General features: G+C 59.1%; 16 protein-coding genes and 2 tRNA genes. 8 read left to right on the top strand and 10 right to left on the bottom strand.

The window, feature by feature from the left end; genetic code table 11:
- Positions 1-39: 39 nt before the first annotated feature.
- Positions 40-480: a lactoylglutathione lyase gene (gene gloA, locus A6U98_RS28190; protein ID WP_003539134.1), complete on the bottom strand. Its 441-nt coding sequence runs from the start codon at positions 478-480 to the stop codon at positions 40-42.
- 195 nt (positions 481-675) lie between these two features.
- Between gloA and A6U98_RS28185 the strand changes: the two genes are divergently transcribed.
- Together A6U98_RS28185 and A6U98_RS28180 are read left to right on the top strand one after the other, a co-directional pair.
- Positions 676-1,254 carry a cold-shock protein gene (locus tag A6U98_RS28185; protein ID WP_003539135.1) on the top strand — a complete coding sequence of 193 codons (579 nt, stop codon included), beginning with the start codon at positions 676-678 and terminating at the stop codon, positions 1,252-1,254.
- 2 nt (positions 1,255-1,256) lie between these two features.
- Positions 1,257-1,745, top strand: a complete 489-nt coding sequence (locus A6U98_RS28180) for a DUF192 domain-containing protein (RefSeq protein ID WP_064654250.1) — start codon at positions 1,257-1,259, stop codon at positions 1,743-1,745.
- 64 nt (positions 1,746-1,809) lie between these two features.
- Here A6U98_RS28180 and A6U98_RS28175 read toward each other — a convergent pair.
- Positions 1,810-1,886, bottom strand: a tRNA-Pro gene (locus A6U98_RS28175).
- A gap of 662 nt (positions 1,887-2,548) precedes the next feature.
- On the opposite strand from A6U98_RS28175, the gene A6U98_RS28170 reads away from it, so the two are divergent.
- From A6U98_RS28170 to A6U98_RS28160, 3 genes are all read left to right on the top strand, one after another.
- A complete protein-coding gene (locus A6U98_RS28170) occupies positions 2,549-2,854 on the top strand; it encodes an ETC complex I subunit (protein WP_064654249.1) in 306 nt (101 codons plus the stop codon).
- A gap of 55 nt (positions 2,855-2,909) precedes the next feature.
- A tRNA-Arg gene (locus tag A6U98_RS28165) sits at positions 2,910-2,986 on the top strand.
- 207 nt (positions 2,987-3,193) lie between these two features.
- On the top strand, positions 3,194-4,033 hold the full coding sequence (locus tag A6U98_RS28160; RefSeq protein WP_064654248.1) for an isocitrate lyase/phosphoenolpyruvate mutase family protein: 840 nt from the start codon (positions 3,194-3,196) through the stop codon (positions 4,031-4,033).
- A gap of 83 nt (positions 4,034-4,116) precedes the next feature.
- Here A6U98_RS28160 and A6U98_RS28155 read toward each other — a convergent pair whose 3' ends face one another.
- Positions 4,117-4,407, bottom strand: coding sequence for a DUF982 domain-containing protein (locus tag A6U98_RS28155; RefSeq protein ID WP_064654247.1), 291 nt, complete (start codon positions 4,405-4,407; stop codon positions 4,117-4,119).
- 405 nt (positions 4,408-4,812) lie between these two features.
- Between A6U98_RS28155 and A6U98_RS28145 the strand changes: the two genes are divergently transcribed.
- Positions 4,813-4,992 carry a hypothetical protein gene (locus tag A6U98_RS28145; protein WP_018241869.1) on the top strand — a complete coding sequence of 60 codons (180 nt, stop codon included), beginning with the start codon at positions 4,813-4,815 and terminating at the stop codon, positions 4,990-4,992.
- A 126-nt stretch (positions 4,993-5,118) separates the two neighbouring features.
- On the opposite strand, the gene A6U98_RS28140 is transcribed toward A6U98_RS28145, so the two are convergent.
- Positions 5,119-5,430: a hypothetical protein gene (locus A6U98_RS28140; RefSeq protein ID WP_064654246.1), complete on the bottom strand. Its 312-nt coding sequence runs from the start codon at positions 5,428-5,430 to the stop codon at positions 5,119-5,121.
- A 160-nt stretch (positions 5,431-5,590) separates the two neighbouring features.
- Positions 5,591-6,040, bottom strand: coding sequence for a DUF3597 domain-containing protein (locus A6U98_RS28135; RefSeq protein ID WP_064654245.1), 450 nt, complete (start codon positions 6,038-6,040; stop codon positions 5,591-5,593).
- Positions 6,041-6,509: 469 nt separating this feature from the next.
- On the opposite strand from A6U98_RS28135, the gene A6U98_RS28130 reads away from it, so the two are divergent.
- Positions 6,510-7,118, top strand: coding sequence for a hypothetical protein (locus A6U98_RS28130; RefSeq protein ID WP_064654244.1), 609 nt, complete (start codon positions 6,510-6,512; stop codon positions 7,116-7,118).
- 63 nt (positions 7,119-7,181) lie between these two features.
- Here the strand turns inward: A6U98_RS28130 and A6U98_RS28125 are convergent, their stop codons facing one another.
- From A6U98_RS28125 to A6U98_RS28110, 4 genes are all read right to left on the bottom strand, one after another.
- A complete protein-coding gene (locus A6U98_RS28125) occupies positions 7,182-7,955 on the bottom strand; it encodes an amino acid ABC transporter ATP-binding protein (RefSeq protein WP_064654243.1) in 774 nt (257 codons plus the stop codon).
- A gap of 34 nt (positions 7,956-7,989) precedes the next feature.
- Positions 7,990-9,144, bottom strand: coding sequence for an amino acid ABC transporter permease (locus tag A6U98_RS28120; protein WP_064654242.1), 1,155 nt, complete (start codon positions 9,142-9,144; stop codon positions 7,990-7,992).
- Between the two features lies 1 nt (position 9,145).
- Positions 9,146-10,348: an amino acid ABC transporter permease gene (locus A6U98_RS28115; protein ID WP_064654241.1), complete on the bottom strand. Its 1,203-nt coding sequence runs from the start codon at positions 10,346-10,348 to the stop codon at positions 9,146-9,148.
- Positions 10,349-10,451: 103 nt separating this feature from the next.
- Positions 10,452-11,477, bottom strand: a complete 1,026-nt coding sequence (locus tag A6U98_RS28110; RefSeq protein WP_064654240.1) for an amino acid ABC transporter substrate-binding protein — start codon at positions 11,475-11,477, stop codon at positions 10,452-10,454.
- Between the two features lie 363 nt (positions 11,478-11,840).
- Between A6U98_RS28110 and A6U98_RS28105 the strand changes: the two genes are divergently transcribed.
- Positions 11,841-13,031 (top strand): cystathionine beta-lyase, encoded by a 1,191-nt coding sequence (locus tag A6U98_RS28105; protein ID WP_064654239.1) that lies wholly within the window; start codon positions 11,841-11,843, stop codon positions 13,029-13,031.
- 31 nt (positions 13,032-13,062) lie between these two features.
- Here the strand turns inward: A6U98_RS28105 and A6U98_RS28100 are convergent, their stop codons facing one another.
- Positions 13,063-14,217 carry an FAD-dependent monooxygenase gene (locus A6U98_RS28100; RefSeq protein WP_064654238.1) on the bottom strand — a complete coding sequence of 385 codons (1,155 nt, stop codon included), beginning with the start codon at positions 14,215-14,217 and terminating at the stop codon, positions 13,063-13,065.
- Positions 14,218-14,233 lie beyond the last annotated feature (16 nt).

Here is a 14,233-nt window from a genome sequence, read left to right as displayed (position 1 = left end):
AAAGCCGCAAGCCTCGCAAAAGCCTTGCGGCGAAAACCCTTACCAGGCGCCGGTATTGCCCATCGAAGCCCAGGGTTCGGCGGCCGGAAGCGGGCTGCCCTTCTGCAGGATTTCGATCGAGATGCCGTCGGGTGAGCGCACGAAGGCCATGTTCCCGTCGCGCGGCGGCCGGTTGATGGTGATGCCGTTGTCCATCAGATTCTGGCAGGTGGCGTAAATATCGTCGACCTCATAGGCGAGGTGGCCGAAATTGCGTCCTCCGCTATAATCTTCCGTGTCCCAATTGTAGGTAAGCTCGAGGCAGGGGGCTTTTTCGCTGCGCGCACGGTCGAGATCGTCGCGAGCAGCCAGGAAAACCAGGGTGAAGCGGCCCTTCTCGTTTTCGTGGCGGCGAATTTCCTCCAGTCCGAACAGGGTGGTGTAAAAGGCAAGCGAGGCGTCCAGGTCTTTGACACGAACCATTGTATGTAGATAACGCATTCTATTTACTCCTTTATTGGGGCTGGCTTTTTTCGGCGAACCGAGGTCAGCTTCGGGCAAGTCAACTTTATAAAATGTGCACCTGGGAATAACCGAAAACTAGGACTTGCGCTTATCCGTTACCAAGATGTTAATCTTGATTTCAAGAATCAGTTAACCGTAACAGTGTGACGCGTATTCGAGGGGCTGGCGACAATGGCTGACAGGATTTCATCGAACGAATACTCCGACCTCGACGAGCTATCAGGAGAGGCGGTCGATCTTGTTGAAATCACCGGCGTCGTCAAGTGGTTCGATGTCGCCAAGGGTTTCGGCTTCATCGTGCCCGACAACGGCTTGCAGGATGTTCTCCTGCACGTGACCTGCCTGCGCCGCGACGGTTACCAGACGATCCTTGAGGGAACGCGCATCGTTGCCCTCATCCAGCGCCGTGAGCGCGGCTATCAGGCTTTCAAGATCCTCTCGATGGATCAGTCGACCGCGGTCCATCCCTCGCAGCTGCCGCCGGTACGCACCCATGTGCAGGTTACTGCGACGAGCGGCCTCGAGCGTGCGCTGGTCAAGTGGTTCAACCGCACTAAGGGTTTCGGCTTCCTGACACGCGGCGAGGGCACGGAAGATATCTTTGTGCACATGGAAACGCTGCGCCGCTTCGGCCTGACGGAACTGCGGCCCGGCCAGGTGGTTCTCGTCCGCTTCGGCGACGGCGAAAAGGGCCTAATGGCCGCAGAGATCCATCCCGACGTTCCGAGCCCGGCAAGCCGGTCGCACTGAACATGCGCGGCCTAATCCTATGTGATGCCATCAGAAGCGCCATCCTGGCGCTTTTTTTCATGGTTGCGCTGCCGGCATTCGCTGACGAGGAGATACGGTTCGACAAGGAGCCGCTGCTCATCCAGACCGCTGCGGGCAAGGTGCTGCATTTCACCGTCGAGATCGCCTCGACCCCGGATCAGAGGGCTCGCGGCCTGATGTTTCGCAAGGTGATGGCCGATGATGCCGGCATGATCTTCGATTTCGACCAGCCGCGGCGCGTGACCATGTGGATGGAAAATACCATCCTGCCGCTCGACATGCTTTTTGCCGACGACACCGGCACGATTCGCCACATCAAGGAAAAGGCAGTGCCCTATTCGCGCGACATCATCGATTCGATGGTTGCGGTGAAATACGTCGTCGAACTCAACGCCGGCATCGTTGCCAAATTGGGAATCAAGCCCGGCGACAGGATCGTCAGCGCCACGACGACGAAGAAGGCGAAGTAGCGGCGCGCGCGACCGCGAGCAGCGGTGCGCCTGTCAAGGAATTCGAGAATATCGGGATATTGAATGGTCGGAGTGGAGAGATTCGAACTCCCGACCCTCTGGTCCCAAACCAGATGCGCTACCAGACTGCGCTACACTCCGTGCCGTGAATGGCAGGGGAGATACACGGTTCACTTCGCCGTCGCAACCCATAAATCCAGCTCTGGCCGAAGATTCCTCGCCGGACCTGTGGATGCAAGACAGAAAAATCTTGATAGGTCGCCAAACCGCTTGCCGGGCACACGAATCCACTGCCTGGCGTAATTGCACGTCAAGGCTACCTCAGCCGTGGGCGAGCAGGCCGATATATTGGGCGTAGCTGATGGCAACGTAGAAGAACGCCGTGATACCAGCCCCAATCACAATGGCATTGAACTCCGCCGAACGTTTGATCATGAGTGCAAATCCACTGAAACCAACTGAGCCGTAAATAGTGCCAAGGGCAGGCTGCGGCAATCAGGTTGTGATCAAAACATGAGACAAGCGGTAATATTGCGCAATCCGGTTGGAAATCCGAGGGTTTCGAGAGATGGCTGCGCCATGTCCGTCGATATCCTTGTTTCCCAAACGCATCGGCTCGTTATAGAGTCGGCAGCAGCGTCGTACACCGCCTTTTTTCTTGAAAAAGCGGGGATTCGCGGCTAAGCAAAATTCATCTCTTGGCATTATCCTCAGCGATGATGCCAAGGCCCGAGAACGGGCCGGCAACGGGATTGAGACCATGAAAGGCGGGCGCTGCCCGCATAGTCGGAGACGCTGCAGTCATGTCTGCCAAGATCTATCGTCCAGCCAAGACCGCCATGCAGTCCGGCAAGGCAAAGACCCATCTCTGGGTGCTTGAATACGATCAGGAGTCGGCGCGCAAGATCGATCCGATCATGGGCTACACTTCCTCGGGCGATATGCGCCAGCAGGTGAAGCTCACCTTCGAAACGCAGGAACTCGCCGAAGCCTACGCCCAGCGCAACGGCATCGAATACCGCGTCATCGCGCCGAAGGACCCGACACGCCAGGTTGTCGCCTATCCCGACAATTTCCGCTATACCCGCACGCAGCCCTGGACGCATTGAGATTTCTCGTCCATATGCCGCATCCGGCCGCGCTTCTTGGGTGCGGCCAGCAGACGGCCCCTTAGCTCAGCTGGATAGAGCACCTGCCTTCTAAGCAGGTTGTCGCAGGTTCGATTCCTGCAGGGGTCGCCACCATTTCAAGCGCCATACCGAAGATATGAGTAATCGCTGGATTCAGCCTCTGCTGCGGACGCATGTCTGGCCCAGGAGCGTGCGACTGACGGAAAGGCGCCCCAAGAGCCATCGTCGCCATTCTCTCCAAGGCAAGTTCGCGGAGCGTGTTCACATTTCGTTCCCGTGATGCTAGTCTCGCCCTCAGTGAAACGTGAGGGGGCATTTATGGATCAAAGGGCCAAGTTCGAGCGACTGAAGGCACTTCACCAGGGGGACGGTGCCTTTGTCATCCCGAACCCGTGGGACGCCGGTTCGGCTCGCCTTCTCGCAAGCCTTGGCTTCGAGGCGCTCGCGACCACCAGCGCGGGCTACGCTTTTTCCAAAGGCAAGTTGGATTCATTCGCGAGCCTTGGACGGGATGAGGTTCTTGAAAACGCTGCCGAGATCGTTGGCGCTGCTGATCTTCCTGTCTCTGCCGACCTTGAAGATGGATTCGGTGCGTCGCCGGAAACCTGTGCGGAAACCATCCGCTTGGCCTGCGAAACCGGACTTGTCGGCGGATCGATCGAAGACGCAACAGGCAATCCTGCTGCCCCGATCTACGAGCTGTCGCAAGCCGTCGAACGCATCCATGCTGCAGCAGAGGCTGCACGCGGTCTGCCTTTCCTTCTCACGGCGCGAGCGGAGAACTATCTTTGGGAGAGACCCGATCTGGACGACACCATCGAACGGCTGCAAGCATTTTCGGCCGCCGGAGCAGACGTGCTTTACGCACCCGGCTTGCCTGATATCGAGGCAATCAGAACCGTTTGCGCGGCCGTGGACAAACCAGTCAACGTGGTCATGGGTTTGAAAGGGCGAAAATACTCTGTTGCCGAACTGTCGAGCGTCGGCGTGCGCCGCGTGAGTGTCGGCGGCTCTTTCGCGCGAGCCGCGTTGGGGGCGTTAATGCGCGCCGCTATGGAGGTGAAAACAGCCGGTACGTTTGGATATGCCGACGACGCGCTCTCTGCTGCAGTGGTTAGCCAACTGATGTCACGGGAGAAACGCCAGGACAGGCTATGAGCCGGGCAGAAGCGAAAGTCGCGGCGGCTTTGCACTGCTCGAGCGTTTCCGCAAATTCTTCTCTTGAATCTGCTCGAGCGATCTCAGTGAACGACCGAGAGGTAACGGATGCCGGCTTCATCAGCCGCTCTCATCAGCGCTTCCCGCGCGGCGTTTGGGGGCGTCGTGCCGCGGATGGCATCGAGGCATGTCCTCACCGCCACGACATACTCCTCGCCATCATCCCCAGGCCATTCGGAAATGAGCATGGTGGCTGCATCCCCGAGGGTCCTGACGACGCTGTATCTATCTTGGCCGCTCATGAGGATCCTCAGGGCGGGAAACTGATGCGATGTGTACCGATTCATGACATTTGGTCCTTGCATCATAAACATATTAGTAACTCTGCAAGAAGCGTTCCAACCGGAGCTGCAGCATGATCATCCCTATGAATCGGCAAAAGCAGTCGGCAATGCCTCTCCAGCCAGAAGCCGGGAACTTGTTTTAAACACATTGCCGTCATATTGATTCATCTATCGAAATTGCTTGTCGAGCTTGGTTTGCGCCTCGGCGTGCCAGCTGATCTTTCCTTTCAAAATCGATTTCTGCGCCGTCCGGCAGCTGCCGGAGGTGATTGTCATGCCGGTTGAGGGGGAATCGTCATGAATGCAGGCAAATCTTTGATCGACGCAAGCCTCCGCCAAACACCCATCGTCGCTGCCTGATATGCCTTCGGTCTTTGACCGCGGATGTCAGTGGCGGCATTCCGGCTGGGTTTTCCAGCCATTGAGGAGAATTTCATGAGCAAGACCAATGCAGAGGCACTGTTGCGCAAGGCGCAGCGCCAGGTTGCCAATACCAGCGGCGGTGGCCATCTCGGCGGCACCAATTTCGGTCAGGGCAATGACGCCAAGACCTCGTCCGGAAGCGGCAATCGCCCGGCAGGCAAGGGCCGGCCGCCAACTGGCGGCAAACGCTGACGACAGCGCCACGCATCTTTCCGATTTAAGGAATTATGCAGGCGAAGCCGCATCTCGATTAAAGACAGCCCCGCCAAAATGGCGGGGTTTTTGTTTGGCAGATTGGAACGCCCGGCTCAGCTCGTCTCAGCGATCCAGGAAATGTTCGAAGTAGATCTGAGGGATGGGGTAGGCGTAGACGCCTCTGTCGACGAAGCTGCGTCTATAGAGGCAATTTCTGAGAGCCGCGTTGTAATGCAGGCTCCGCGGGTCCGGCGAGCCTCGTCGCCATGAGCTTGCCTCCGGCAGGCAGTGTTGGAGTGCCTTGTCGTATCGAGCCAGGAGGACCGGGTCGGTATCGACCCGAATGCCGCTGTAGGATTGATAGTTTGAAGGAGATTCTGCGGCCGATATACAGGCCAGGCTGAGTGCAACACCAACGACTGCCATCAATCTCATTGGACTTAATTCTCCCCTGATCGATTATCGAAGTATCGAGTGAAACATTATTGGTTCCAGCGCCTGCGGGCAAGGGGACGCCTTGTTCCGGCGTCGCCTTGCCCGAGATGTTACCCGCATAGCTGCCGCCACAGAAATGGCGGCAGCTATCCGTCATCGATCAATCCAGGAGGTCGGCCGGTACCTTGCCGCCGTTTTCCGAAAGCCGCTTCATCAGTGCCTTGTGCAGCCACATGTTCATTTTTGCGGAATCGTTGGTGTCGCCGGTATAGCCGAGTTCAGCGGCAAGTTCCTTGCGCTCGGTCAGGCTCGCATCCATCCCGACGGCTTTCATCAGGTCTACGATCGAGCGGCGCCAATCGAGTTTCTGACCGCTCTTCTTCACAGCCGCGTCAAGGATCGGGACGATATCGACAGTGGCTGTGCCTGGCGCGGTGGCCGTGGCGACCGGTTTGCTCTGCGGGGCAGGGGCCGCAGGCGCCGGACTGGGCGCTGCCGACGGTGAGGCAGGCGCTTGCGCCGGCTCAGTCTTCGGCACGCCGGCAGCAACGGGTTCGGCTGCTTTCGCCTCTCCGAAGATTGCATGTTTGATCTTGTCGAAAATGCCCATTCTAAACCTCCAGTTCCATCAGATGAGAACATTCTGAAACATGGACTTCCCGCTTGATATATCCAGGCGGAAAGGGAGTTATTTTTAGCATGTTCAATCGCTGGTGGAAAAGCCAATGCCCGCGATAGCTGTGGTCGATATCAAGGAAAAGCTGCCATCGGATTATTCGCCGTCAGCTGAAGATTGCTGGCGCCATCGGAGGGAATACTTCAGCAACCCTCCGACTGTCGGCAGACATGCCCGCTTTTGGCACAGTCGGTCGGGCGATTGGGAATTCAATAACCGTGAAACATCATTATACGCCGCCGAACCGACTTGCCGCGCCCTGTCGTGAAACATTCGTCATCCCTTCACGTTGCCTTGCCATGGACGTCTTGTAGTTGCAGGCGTCCTATCGATCGAAGGCACGCGCGTTCCTCGATTTTCGACTGCCGGGCAGATGGTTCGGCGGAATGAAACGGAGGAAAACATGACCTATAACCACAATAGACTGTCCTTTGCAGTGCTTGCATCCACCTGCGCCCTCCTTGCCATGCCGGCAAGCGATGCTCGTGCGATCGATGTCGGTGTGTCGGTGAATGCTGGCAATGCCGTCAGCGCCGATGTCGGGGCTTCCATTGGCAGTGGGAGCGGCATCAGCGCCGATGCCAATGCTTCCGTTGGCGGCTCGAACGGCGTCAATGCCGATGCGACCGCCAATGCCGGCGGTGGCCGGGGCATCGATGCCGATGTCAATGCCAGGGCTGGCGGCGGGCGCGGCGTCAATGCCGATCTCAATGCACGCACCGGCGGTTCCGATGGAATCGATGCCAACGCCACGGCCTCGGTCGGTAGCGGTAATGGCGTCGATGCCGATCTCGCCATCGGCAGGGTAGATGGGGCAGGCAGCAGCGGGAGACCCGCGGCTGAGCGTAGCCTTAGTGCGTCCCAGATCCGCACCCTGGAGGCTTTCCGGTCGAGGCCGGTCAATGAGCAGCGCAAGATGCTCGTCCGTTGCGCCGATATCTCCGGTTCAGGCGGCTCCGATTCCGGTCTTGCCGGTCTCTGCAGTCTTCTGCAGGCGACAGCCTCTCGCTGAACGTGAAAAGACCCGCCGAGCCGGAAGGCACGGCGGGTCCTATAAAAGCTTCAGCTCCCTGCTTCAGTGCAGGATCTGGCTGAGGAACAGCTTGGTGCGTTCATGCTGCGGATTGTCAAAGAACTCGGCCGGCGAATTCTGCTCGACGATCTGGCCTTGGTCCATGAAGATGACGCGGTTGGCAACCTGGCGGGCAAAGCCCATTTCATGCGTGACGCAAAGCATGGTCATGCCTTCCTCGGCAAGCCCCACCATGGTGTCGAGCACTTCCTTGATCATTTCGGGATCGAGTGCGGAGGTCGGCTCGTCGAACAGCATGATCTTCGGGTTCATGCACAGCGACCGCGCGATCGCCACGCGCTGCTGCTGGCCGCCGGAGAGCTGGCCCGGATATTTGTTCGCCTGCTCGGGAATTTTGACCCGCTTCAGGAAGTGCATGGCCACTTCTTCGGCCTGCTTCTTCGGCATTTTGCGCACCCAGATCGGCGCCAGCGTGCAGTTTTCCAGGATCGTCAGATGCGGGAAGAGGTTGAAGTGCTGGAACACCATGCCGACTTCGCGCCGCACCTCGTCGATCTTTTTCAGGTCGTTGGTGAGCTCGGTGCCGTCGACGATGATGCGACCCTTCTGATGCTCTTCCAGGCGGTTGATGCAGCGGATCATCGTCGACTTGCCGGAGCCCGACGGGCCGGCGATAACGATGCGCTCGCCGCGCATGACCTTCAGGTTGATGTCGCGCAGCACGTGGAAATCGCCGTACCACTTGTTCATGTTGACGATCTCGACCGCCACTTCCGTCGCGGAAACGGTGAGCTTTTTCGCTGGAGCTTCAGCCATGATATTTTCCCTCATTCTTATCGTTTTAGCGTTCTTATCGTTTGTGGCCGGTATCGAGATGACGTTCCATGAAGCCTGAATAGCGCGACATGCCGAAGCAGAACAGCCAGAAGATGAAGCCCGCGAAGATCAGGCCCGTGATCGGCGTGACGGCGCTTGCCCAGTTGGCATCGGAGAAGTTCAGCTTGACGATGCCAAGCAGATCGAACATGCCGATAATGGTGACCAGCGACGTGTCCTTGAACGTTCCGATGAAGGTGTTCACGATGCTGGGGATGACCAGCTTGATGGCCTGCGGCATGATGATCAGCCGGGTCTTTTGCCAATAGCCGAGGCCAAGTGAATCGGCGCCTTCGAACTGTCCCTTCGGGATCGCCTGAAGGCCGCCGCGGATCACTTCCGCCATATAGGCCGACGTGAAGATCGACACACCGATCAGCGCCCGGAGCAGTTTGTCGACGTTCCAGCCTGTGGGAAGGAAGAGCGGCAGCATGACACTTGCCATGAACAGAACGGTGATCAGCGGAACGCCTCGAATGACCTCGATGAAGGTGACGCAAAGCATCCGGATGACGGGCATCTTCGAGCGGCGTCCCAGCGCAAGCAGAATGCCGCAGGGTAGGGAGACGGCAATACCGACAAAGGACAGGACGAGCGTCACCATCAAGCCACCCCAGAGCGGAGTCTCCACCACTTCGAGGCCGAAGCCGCCGTGAAGAAGCCAGAAGGCGATGATCGGCAGGACGGCGAACAGAAGAATGGCGTTCAGGCCTTTGCGCGGCGCAGACGGGATCAGCATCGGAACCAGCAGCAGAATGAACAAAATCCCGACGATCGCCGGCCTCCAACGCTCATCGAGCGGATAGCGGCCGAAGATAAACTGATTGTATTTGGCGCTGATGAAGGCCCAGCATGCACCACTCCAGCCGTCGGGCTGGATGCCGCCCTGGATCGTTGTTGCGCAGAATGTGCGGTCCGGCCCGGACCATACGGCCTGGATGAACAGCCAGTTGACGAGATGCGGCACGGCCCATGCGATGAGCGCAAGAGCGAGGATCGTCAGGATCACGTCCTTCGGGGTTGCCAGGAGATTGCGGCGTATCCAGGCGACGGCTCCCCTCTCGCCGGGCGGCGGCGGTTCGGCGGCAAGGATGGACGTTCTGACAAAGGGTTTATCGGCGACCGACATCTTATCTCTCCACCAGTGCCATCTTGGCATTGAACCAATTCATGAACAGCGACGTGAGAATGCTCAAGCTGAGATAGACGATACCCCAGATGCAGACGATCTCGATCGCTTGACCGCTCTGATTGAGGATCGTGCCACCGACGGCAACGAGATCCGAGAAACCGATCGCGATGGCGAGTGAGGAGTTCTTGGTCAGGTTCAGGTACTGGCTCGTCAGCGGCGGGATGATGATGCGCAGCGCCTGCGGCACCACGACAAGTCTCGTCACGCTCGACGGATGCAGCCCCAGCGCGCCGGCTGCTTCGGATTGTCCCTTTGGAACGCCGCGAATGCCGCCGCGAACGATCTCGGCGATGAACGAGGCGGTATAGAAGGACAGAGCGAGAAACAGCGACATGAATTCGGGACCGACGACGGAGCCGCCCGTCAGGTTGAATTTTCCGGCAACCGGAACGTCGAAGGTGAGCGGAAAGCCGGAGACAACGAAGACCAGCAATGGCAAGCCGACGATCAGCGCGATCGCCGTCCATACGGTGTGGAACGGCTGGCCGGTTGCGGCTTGGCGTTTGTGGGCCCAGCGCGCGATGATGATGGTGGCAACAATCGCAATCAGCAGGGCGATGCCGACCGCTATCATGCCTGTCTCGAAAATCGGCCTAGGGAAGGCTAGTCCTCTGTTGTTGAGGTACATGCTGAACGGCAGACCTACCGACTCGCGCGGCTGCGGCAAGACGGAGAGAACGCCGAGATACCAGAAAAAGATGACGAGCAGCGGCGGAATGTTGCGGAAAACCTCAACATAGACCGTGCAGAGCTTTGCAATCAGCCAATTGCGCGACAGCCGGCCGATCCCGATCAGGAAGCCGATGATAGTCGCCGTGAAGATGCCGGTCACCGCCACCAGCAAGGTATTCAGAATACCGACGAGAAGTGCGCGCGCATAAGTCGAGTCACTCGAAAAGCCGATCAGCGACTGGCCGATTTCGAAACCGGCGCGACCGCGAAGAAAGCCGAAACCCGATGCCGTGTTGCTGCGCGCAAGGTTGACGGCCGTGTTGTGGGCCACCCACCACACAAAGCCCACGAGAATAACGATTGTTAGAAGCTGGTAAAATATGCTCCGGTATTTCGGGTCGTACATTGCCGACCGGAAACTCCAGCCGGTGCCATGCAAAGGTGTCGTATCCACAGCCTCATGCGTCATGCCGCGCCAATCCCCTTGTGCCCGTTTTCGGGCTTTCTTTTTGCTTTTTGGAAGATGGGAGGGCGGCTCGGCCGCCTTCCCGGGATTTCATGCCTAAGCTCGATTAACGAACCGGCGGTGCGTACTGGATGCCGCCCTTGTTCCACAGAGCATTCAAGCCGCGTGCGATCTTGAGCGGGCTGCCCTGGCCGATGTTGCGCTCGAAGATTTCGCCATAGTTGCCGACGCCCTTGATGACGTTCGCGGCCCAATCATTGGTCAGGCCGAGATCGGTGCCGATCTTGGTGTCCGTTTCGCTGCCGAGGAAGCGCTTGATATCAGGGTTCGGCGAGTTCTTCATCTCGTCGACATTTGCCTGGGTGATGCCGAACTCTTCGGCATTGATCAGCGCATAAGCCGTCCAGGAAACGATATCGAACCACTGATCATCACCCTGACGGACAGCCGGGCCAAGCGGCTCCTTGGAGATGATCTCAGGAAGGATGACGTGTTCGTCGGGATTCTTCAGCGTCAGACGCAACGAATAGAGACCGGACTGGTCGGTCGTGTAAACGTCGCAACGACCGGCGTCGTAGGCGGCGTTGACCTCAGGAAGATTTTCGAAGACGACCGGATTGTACTGCAGATTGTTCGTCTTGAAGTAATCGGCGAGGTTCAGTTCGGTGGTCGTGCCCGACTGCACGCAGATTGCGGCGCCGGAAAGTTCGAGAGCCGACTTCACATTCAGGCCCTTGCGCACCATGAAGCCCTGGCCGTCATAATAGGTGACGGGACGGAAGTTGAAGCCGAGTGCGGTGTCGCGATTGATCGTCCAGGTCGTATTGCGCGAGAGGACGTCGATTTCACCGGACTGCAGAGCGGTGAAGCGTTCCTTCGCATTTGTCGGCGTGTACTTGACCTTGGTGGGGTCGCCGAACACCGCCGAAGCGACGGCCTTGCAGAAGTCGACGTCGAAGCCGGCCCAATTGCCGGAAGCGTCAGGTGCGGCAAAGCCGGTAAGGCCGGTATTGACGCCGCACTGAACGAAACCCTTTGCCTTGACATCTGTGAGTGTCGTGGCCGAAGCAGCCGAAGCGCCAAGAGCGAAAACTGCTGCGCCGATCGTTGCGGACAGAAGCTTGTTCTTCATTTTTTCCCAACCTTTTCCGTTGTCTTGTATTTTCTTGTGGGAAGTTTCGGCGGAAAAACTCTGCCGCCTCCCCATTTTCTCGACACCCTCCCGGCGCGAGTTGTTCTATCACAGTCGCAAATGTCACCATGGTCAAGTGTCGCGGTCGATAATTGCGGCAAATTTCAGCATTTTGGTAGATTGCGCTGCGTTCGTGGGCACTTGGCTATGAAATAGGCGCCTGATTGCGGAAAAATAACGCGAAAATCGTGGCTTCCACCGCTTCGCTGCGTCGCCGGCGATCAACTCCCAGGGGTTGACCTGATATGGCGCGGCGTCCAAAAGTCCGGTTTCGCGTCTCCGTCGCCAAAGGCTATTCCCGACATGAAAGACAAAGACAGCTTGCTGCAGAATGCCGGCATCAACACCCGCCTGACCCATATCGGCAACGATCCTTTCGACTATCACGGCTTCATCAATCCGCCCATCGTGCATGCCTCGACGGTGTTGTTTCCGAATGCGCGAGCGATGGAGACGCGCACGCAGAAATACACCTACGGAACGCGCGGCACGCCGACGACGGACGCGCTCTGCGAGGCGATCGACGCCCTCGAAGGCTCCGCCGGCACGATTCTTGTGCCGTCGGGCCTTGCGGCCGTCACCATTCCGTTCCTGGGTTTCGTCGCTGCCGGCGATCATGCGCTGGTGGTCGATTCGGTCTATGGCCCGACGCGCCATTTCTGCGATACGATGCTGAAACGCCTCGGCGTCGAGGTGGAATATTACCACCCCGAGATCGGCGCCGGCATCGAGGCGCTGTTCCGGCCGAACACCAAGCTCGTCCATACCGAGGCCCCAGGCTCAAATACCTTCGAAATGCAGGATATTCCGGCGATCTCGGCTGTTGCGCACCGCCACGGCGCCGTCGTCATGATGGACAATACTTGGGCGACGCCGGTCTATTTCAGGCCGCTCGATTACGGCGTCGACATCTCGATCCATGCATCGACGAAATATCCGTCCGGCCATTCCGACATCCTGCTCGGAACGGTCTCGGCCAATGCCGAGCATTGGGAACGGCTGAAGGAGGCGAACGGCGTGCTCGGCATTTGCGGCGCACCCGATGATGCCTACCAGATCCTGCGCGGATTACGCACCATGGGCCTGCGACTCGAGCGGCATTATGAAAGCGCGCTTGATATCGCGGAATGGCTGGAGGGTAGGGACGACGTCGCCCGCGTGCTGCATCCGGCCCTACCGAGTTTCCCCTCTCACCATCTCTGGAAGCGCGATTTCAAAGGCGCCAGCGGCATCTTTTCCTTCGTGCTTGCCGCTGATGGTCCCGAGAAGTCCAGAGCAAAGGCGCATGCCTTCCTCGACGCGCTCAGGATTTTCGGTCTCGGCTATTCCTGGGGCGGCTTTGAAAGCCTCGCTTTGCATGCCTATCTCAACGATCGCAAGGTCGCCAAGGCGCCAACGGATGGTCCGGTCATCCGCCTGCAGATCGGCATCGAGGATGTGGCTGACCTCAAGGCCGATATCGAACGGGGTTTTGCGGCGGCAAGCGCGGTCTGACCAGATGCGCTTTGTCGCCGCTGGCTGCGTCTCATGGCAGATGGGCAGCCCGATAGCCGTAGATCCAGTCGAGATCTGCCGCCAGGCTTAGCGGCGGCTTGAGGCCGAGCACGAGATCGCGGCCGATCCGGATCGGCCCTTTCGCATGATAGGCGAACCGGTTGAAGGCGCCGCGCTGGCGAAGCCTCGCAATGCGCGGCGCCCGATGTCTTTCGAAGCGCGCCAGCGCTTCTGCCGCGGGACGGTTCGAAAGAAACGCCGCCAGTTCGTAGGCGTCTTCAATCGCCATCGCCGCTCCCTGTCCGGCAAAAGGCATCATCGCATGCGCGGCGTCGCCGATCAGAACCGTCTTTCGGCCGTCCTGCCAGGAACCCGCGGTGGTTTCGAACAGCGGCCAGAACGTCAGCTTCCGGTGTTTTTCCAGCAGCGAGACGATCGCGGTGTTCCAGCCGGAAAGGCGCGCCCGCAGCTGCGCCCGCTGTTCGGCCGTCGGCTCGCTTTGCCAGGCCTGCGGCGCGATATTGCCGGCGGTGATCGCCACCATGTTGAAGCTGCCGCTTTCCCTCAGCGGATAGCAGACGAGATGTGCCGAGCCGCCGAGAAAAGCCGAAACGCTTGCCCGGTCGAGGAAACCGGGCGCCTCCGTTTCGGCAATGGTGAAGCGGTAGGCAATATTGCCGGAAAAGCGCGGCGAGGGGCTGCCCGGAATGGATTGCCGAAGCTTCGACCAGACGCCGTCGGCGCCGATCACAACATCGGCCGCCCGCTCGAAAGGCGGTAGGGTCGAATCTATCCGCACGCCAAGGTGAAGCCGGCAGAGCGGGTCGGCTGCAACCGCAGCCAAAAGCGCTTTTTGCAATGTGGTTCGGTGCAGGACGCCATAGGGAGCGCCCCAGCGTTCCCGCGCGAATTTGCCGGCCGGCACCGCCGCGAGCTGGCGGAGCGAACTGCCCGATATCAGCCGGATCGCGTCCGGCTCGAGCCAGACCTTTGACAGGCCTTCAAGGATACCGAGTTCGGCCAGGATGCGGGAAGCGTTCGGCGAAACCTGCAATCCGGCGCCCATGTCGGTGAGTTCGCCTGCCTGCTCGAAGATCTCCGAGCTGATACCCCGGCGCGAAAGCGCAAGGGCAGCGGTCAGCCCTGATATCCCGGCGCCGATGATGGCGGCGTGTTCGATCGGCATTGCCCGTCCGATCCGG

The sequence above is a fragment of the Rhizobium sp. WYCCWR10014 genome, from assembly GCF_001657485.1.
In the GTDB taxonomy this organism is placed as follows: domain Bacteria; phylum Pseudomonadota; class Alphaproteobacteria; order Rhizobiales; family Rhizobiaceae; genus Rhizobium.
This window is presented reverse-complemented; position numbering and strand designations above follow the sequence as displayed.

Bases quoted from the DNA above. Each gene is read 5' to 3' on its own strand.
- gloA (WP_003539134.1), bottom strand. From the start codon at position 480: ATGCGTTATCTACATACAATGGTTCGTGTCAAAGACCTGGACGCCTCG.
- A6U98_RS28100 (WP_064654238.1), bottom strand. From the start codon at position 14,217: ATGCCGATCGAACACGCCGCCATCATCGGCGCCGGGATATCAGGGCTG.
- A6U98_RS28145 (WP_018241869.1), top strand. From the start codon at position 4,813: ATGAGCAAGACCAATGCAGAGGCACTGTTGCGCAAGGCGCAGCGCCAG.
- A6U98_RS28140 (WP_064654246.1), bottom strand. From the start codon at position 5,430: ATGAGATTGATGGCAGTCGTTGGTGTTGCACTCAGCCTGGCCTGTATA.
- A6U98_RS28180 (WP_064654250.1), top strand. From the start codon at position 1,257: ATGCGCGGCCTAATCCTATGTGATGCCATCAGAAGCGCCATCCTGGCG.
- A6U98_RS28135 (WP_064654245.1), bottom strand. From the start codon at position 6,040: ATGGGCATTTTCGACAAGATCAAACATGCAATCTTCGGAGAGGCGAAA.
- A6U98_RS28155 (WP_064654247.1), bottom strand. From the start codon at position 4,407: ATGTTTATGATGCAAGGACCAAATGTCATGAATCGGTACACATCGCAT.
- A6U98_RS28120 (WP_064654242.1), bottom strand. From the start codon at position 9,144: ATGTCGGTCGCCGATAAACCCTTTGTCAGAACGTCCATCCTTGCCGCC.
- A6U98_RS28105 (WP_064654239.1), top strand. From the start codon at position 11,841: ATGAAAGACAAAGACAGCTTGCTGCAGAATGCCGGCATCAACACCCGC.
- A6U98_RS28185 (WP_003539135.1), top strand. From the start codon at position 676: ATGGCTGACAGGATTTCATCGAACGAATACTCCGACCTCGACGAGCTA.
- A6U98_RS28170 (WP_064654249.1), top strand. From the start codon at position 2,549: ATGTCTGCCAAGATCTATCGTCCAGCCAAGACCGCCATGCAGTCCGGC.
- A6U98_RS28130 (WP_064654244.1), top strand. From the start codon at position 6,510: ATGACCTATAACCACAATAGACTGTCCTTTGCAGTGCTTGCATCCACC.
- A6U98_RS28125 (WP_064654243.1), bottom strand. From the start codon at position 7,955: ATGGCTGAAGCTCCAGCGAAAAAGCTCACCGTTTCCGCGACGGAAGTG.
- A6U98_RS28115 (WP_064654241.1), bottom strand. From the start codon at position 10,348: ATGACGCATGAGGCTGTGGATACGACACCTTTGCATGGCACCGGCTGG.
- A6U98_RS28110 (WP_064654240.1), bottom strand. From the start codon at position 11,477: ATGAAGAACAAGCTTCTGTCCGCAACGATCGGCGCAGCAGTTTTCGCT.
- A6U98_RS28160 (WP_064654248.1), top strand. From the start codon at position 3,194: ATGGATCAAAGGGCCAAGTTCGAGCGACTGAAGGCACTTCACCAGGGG.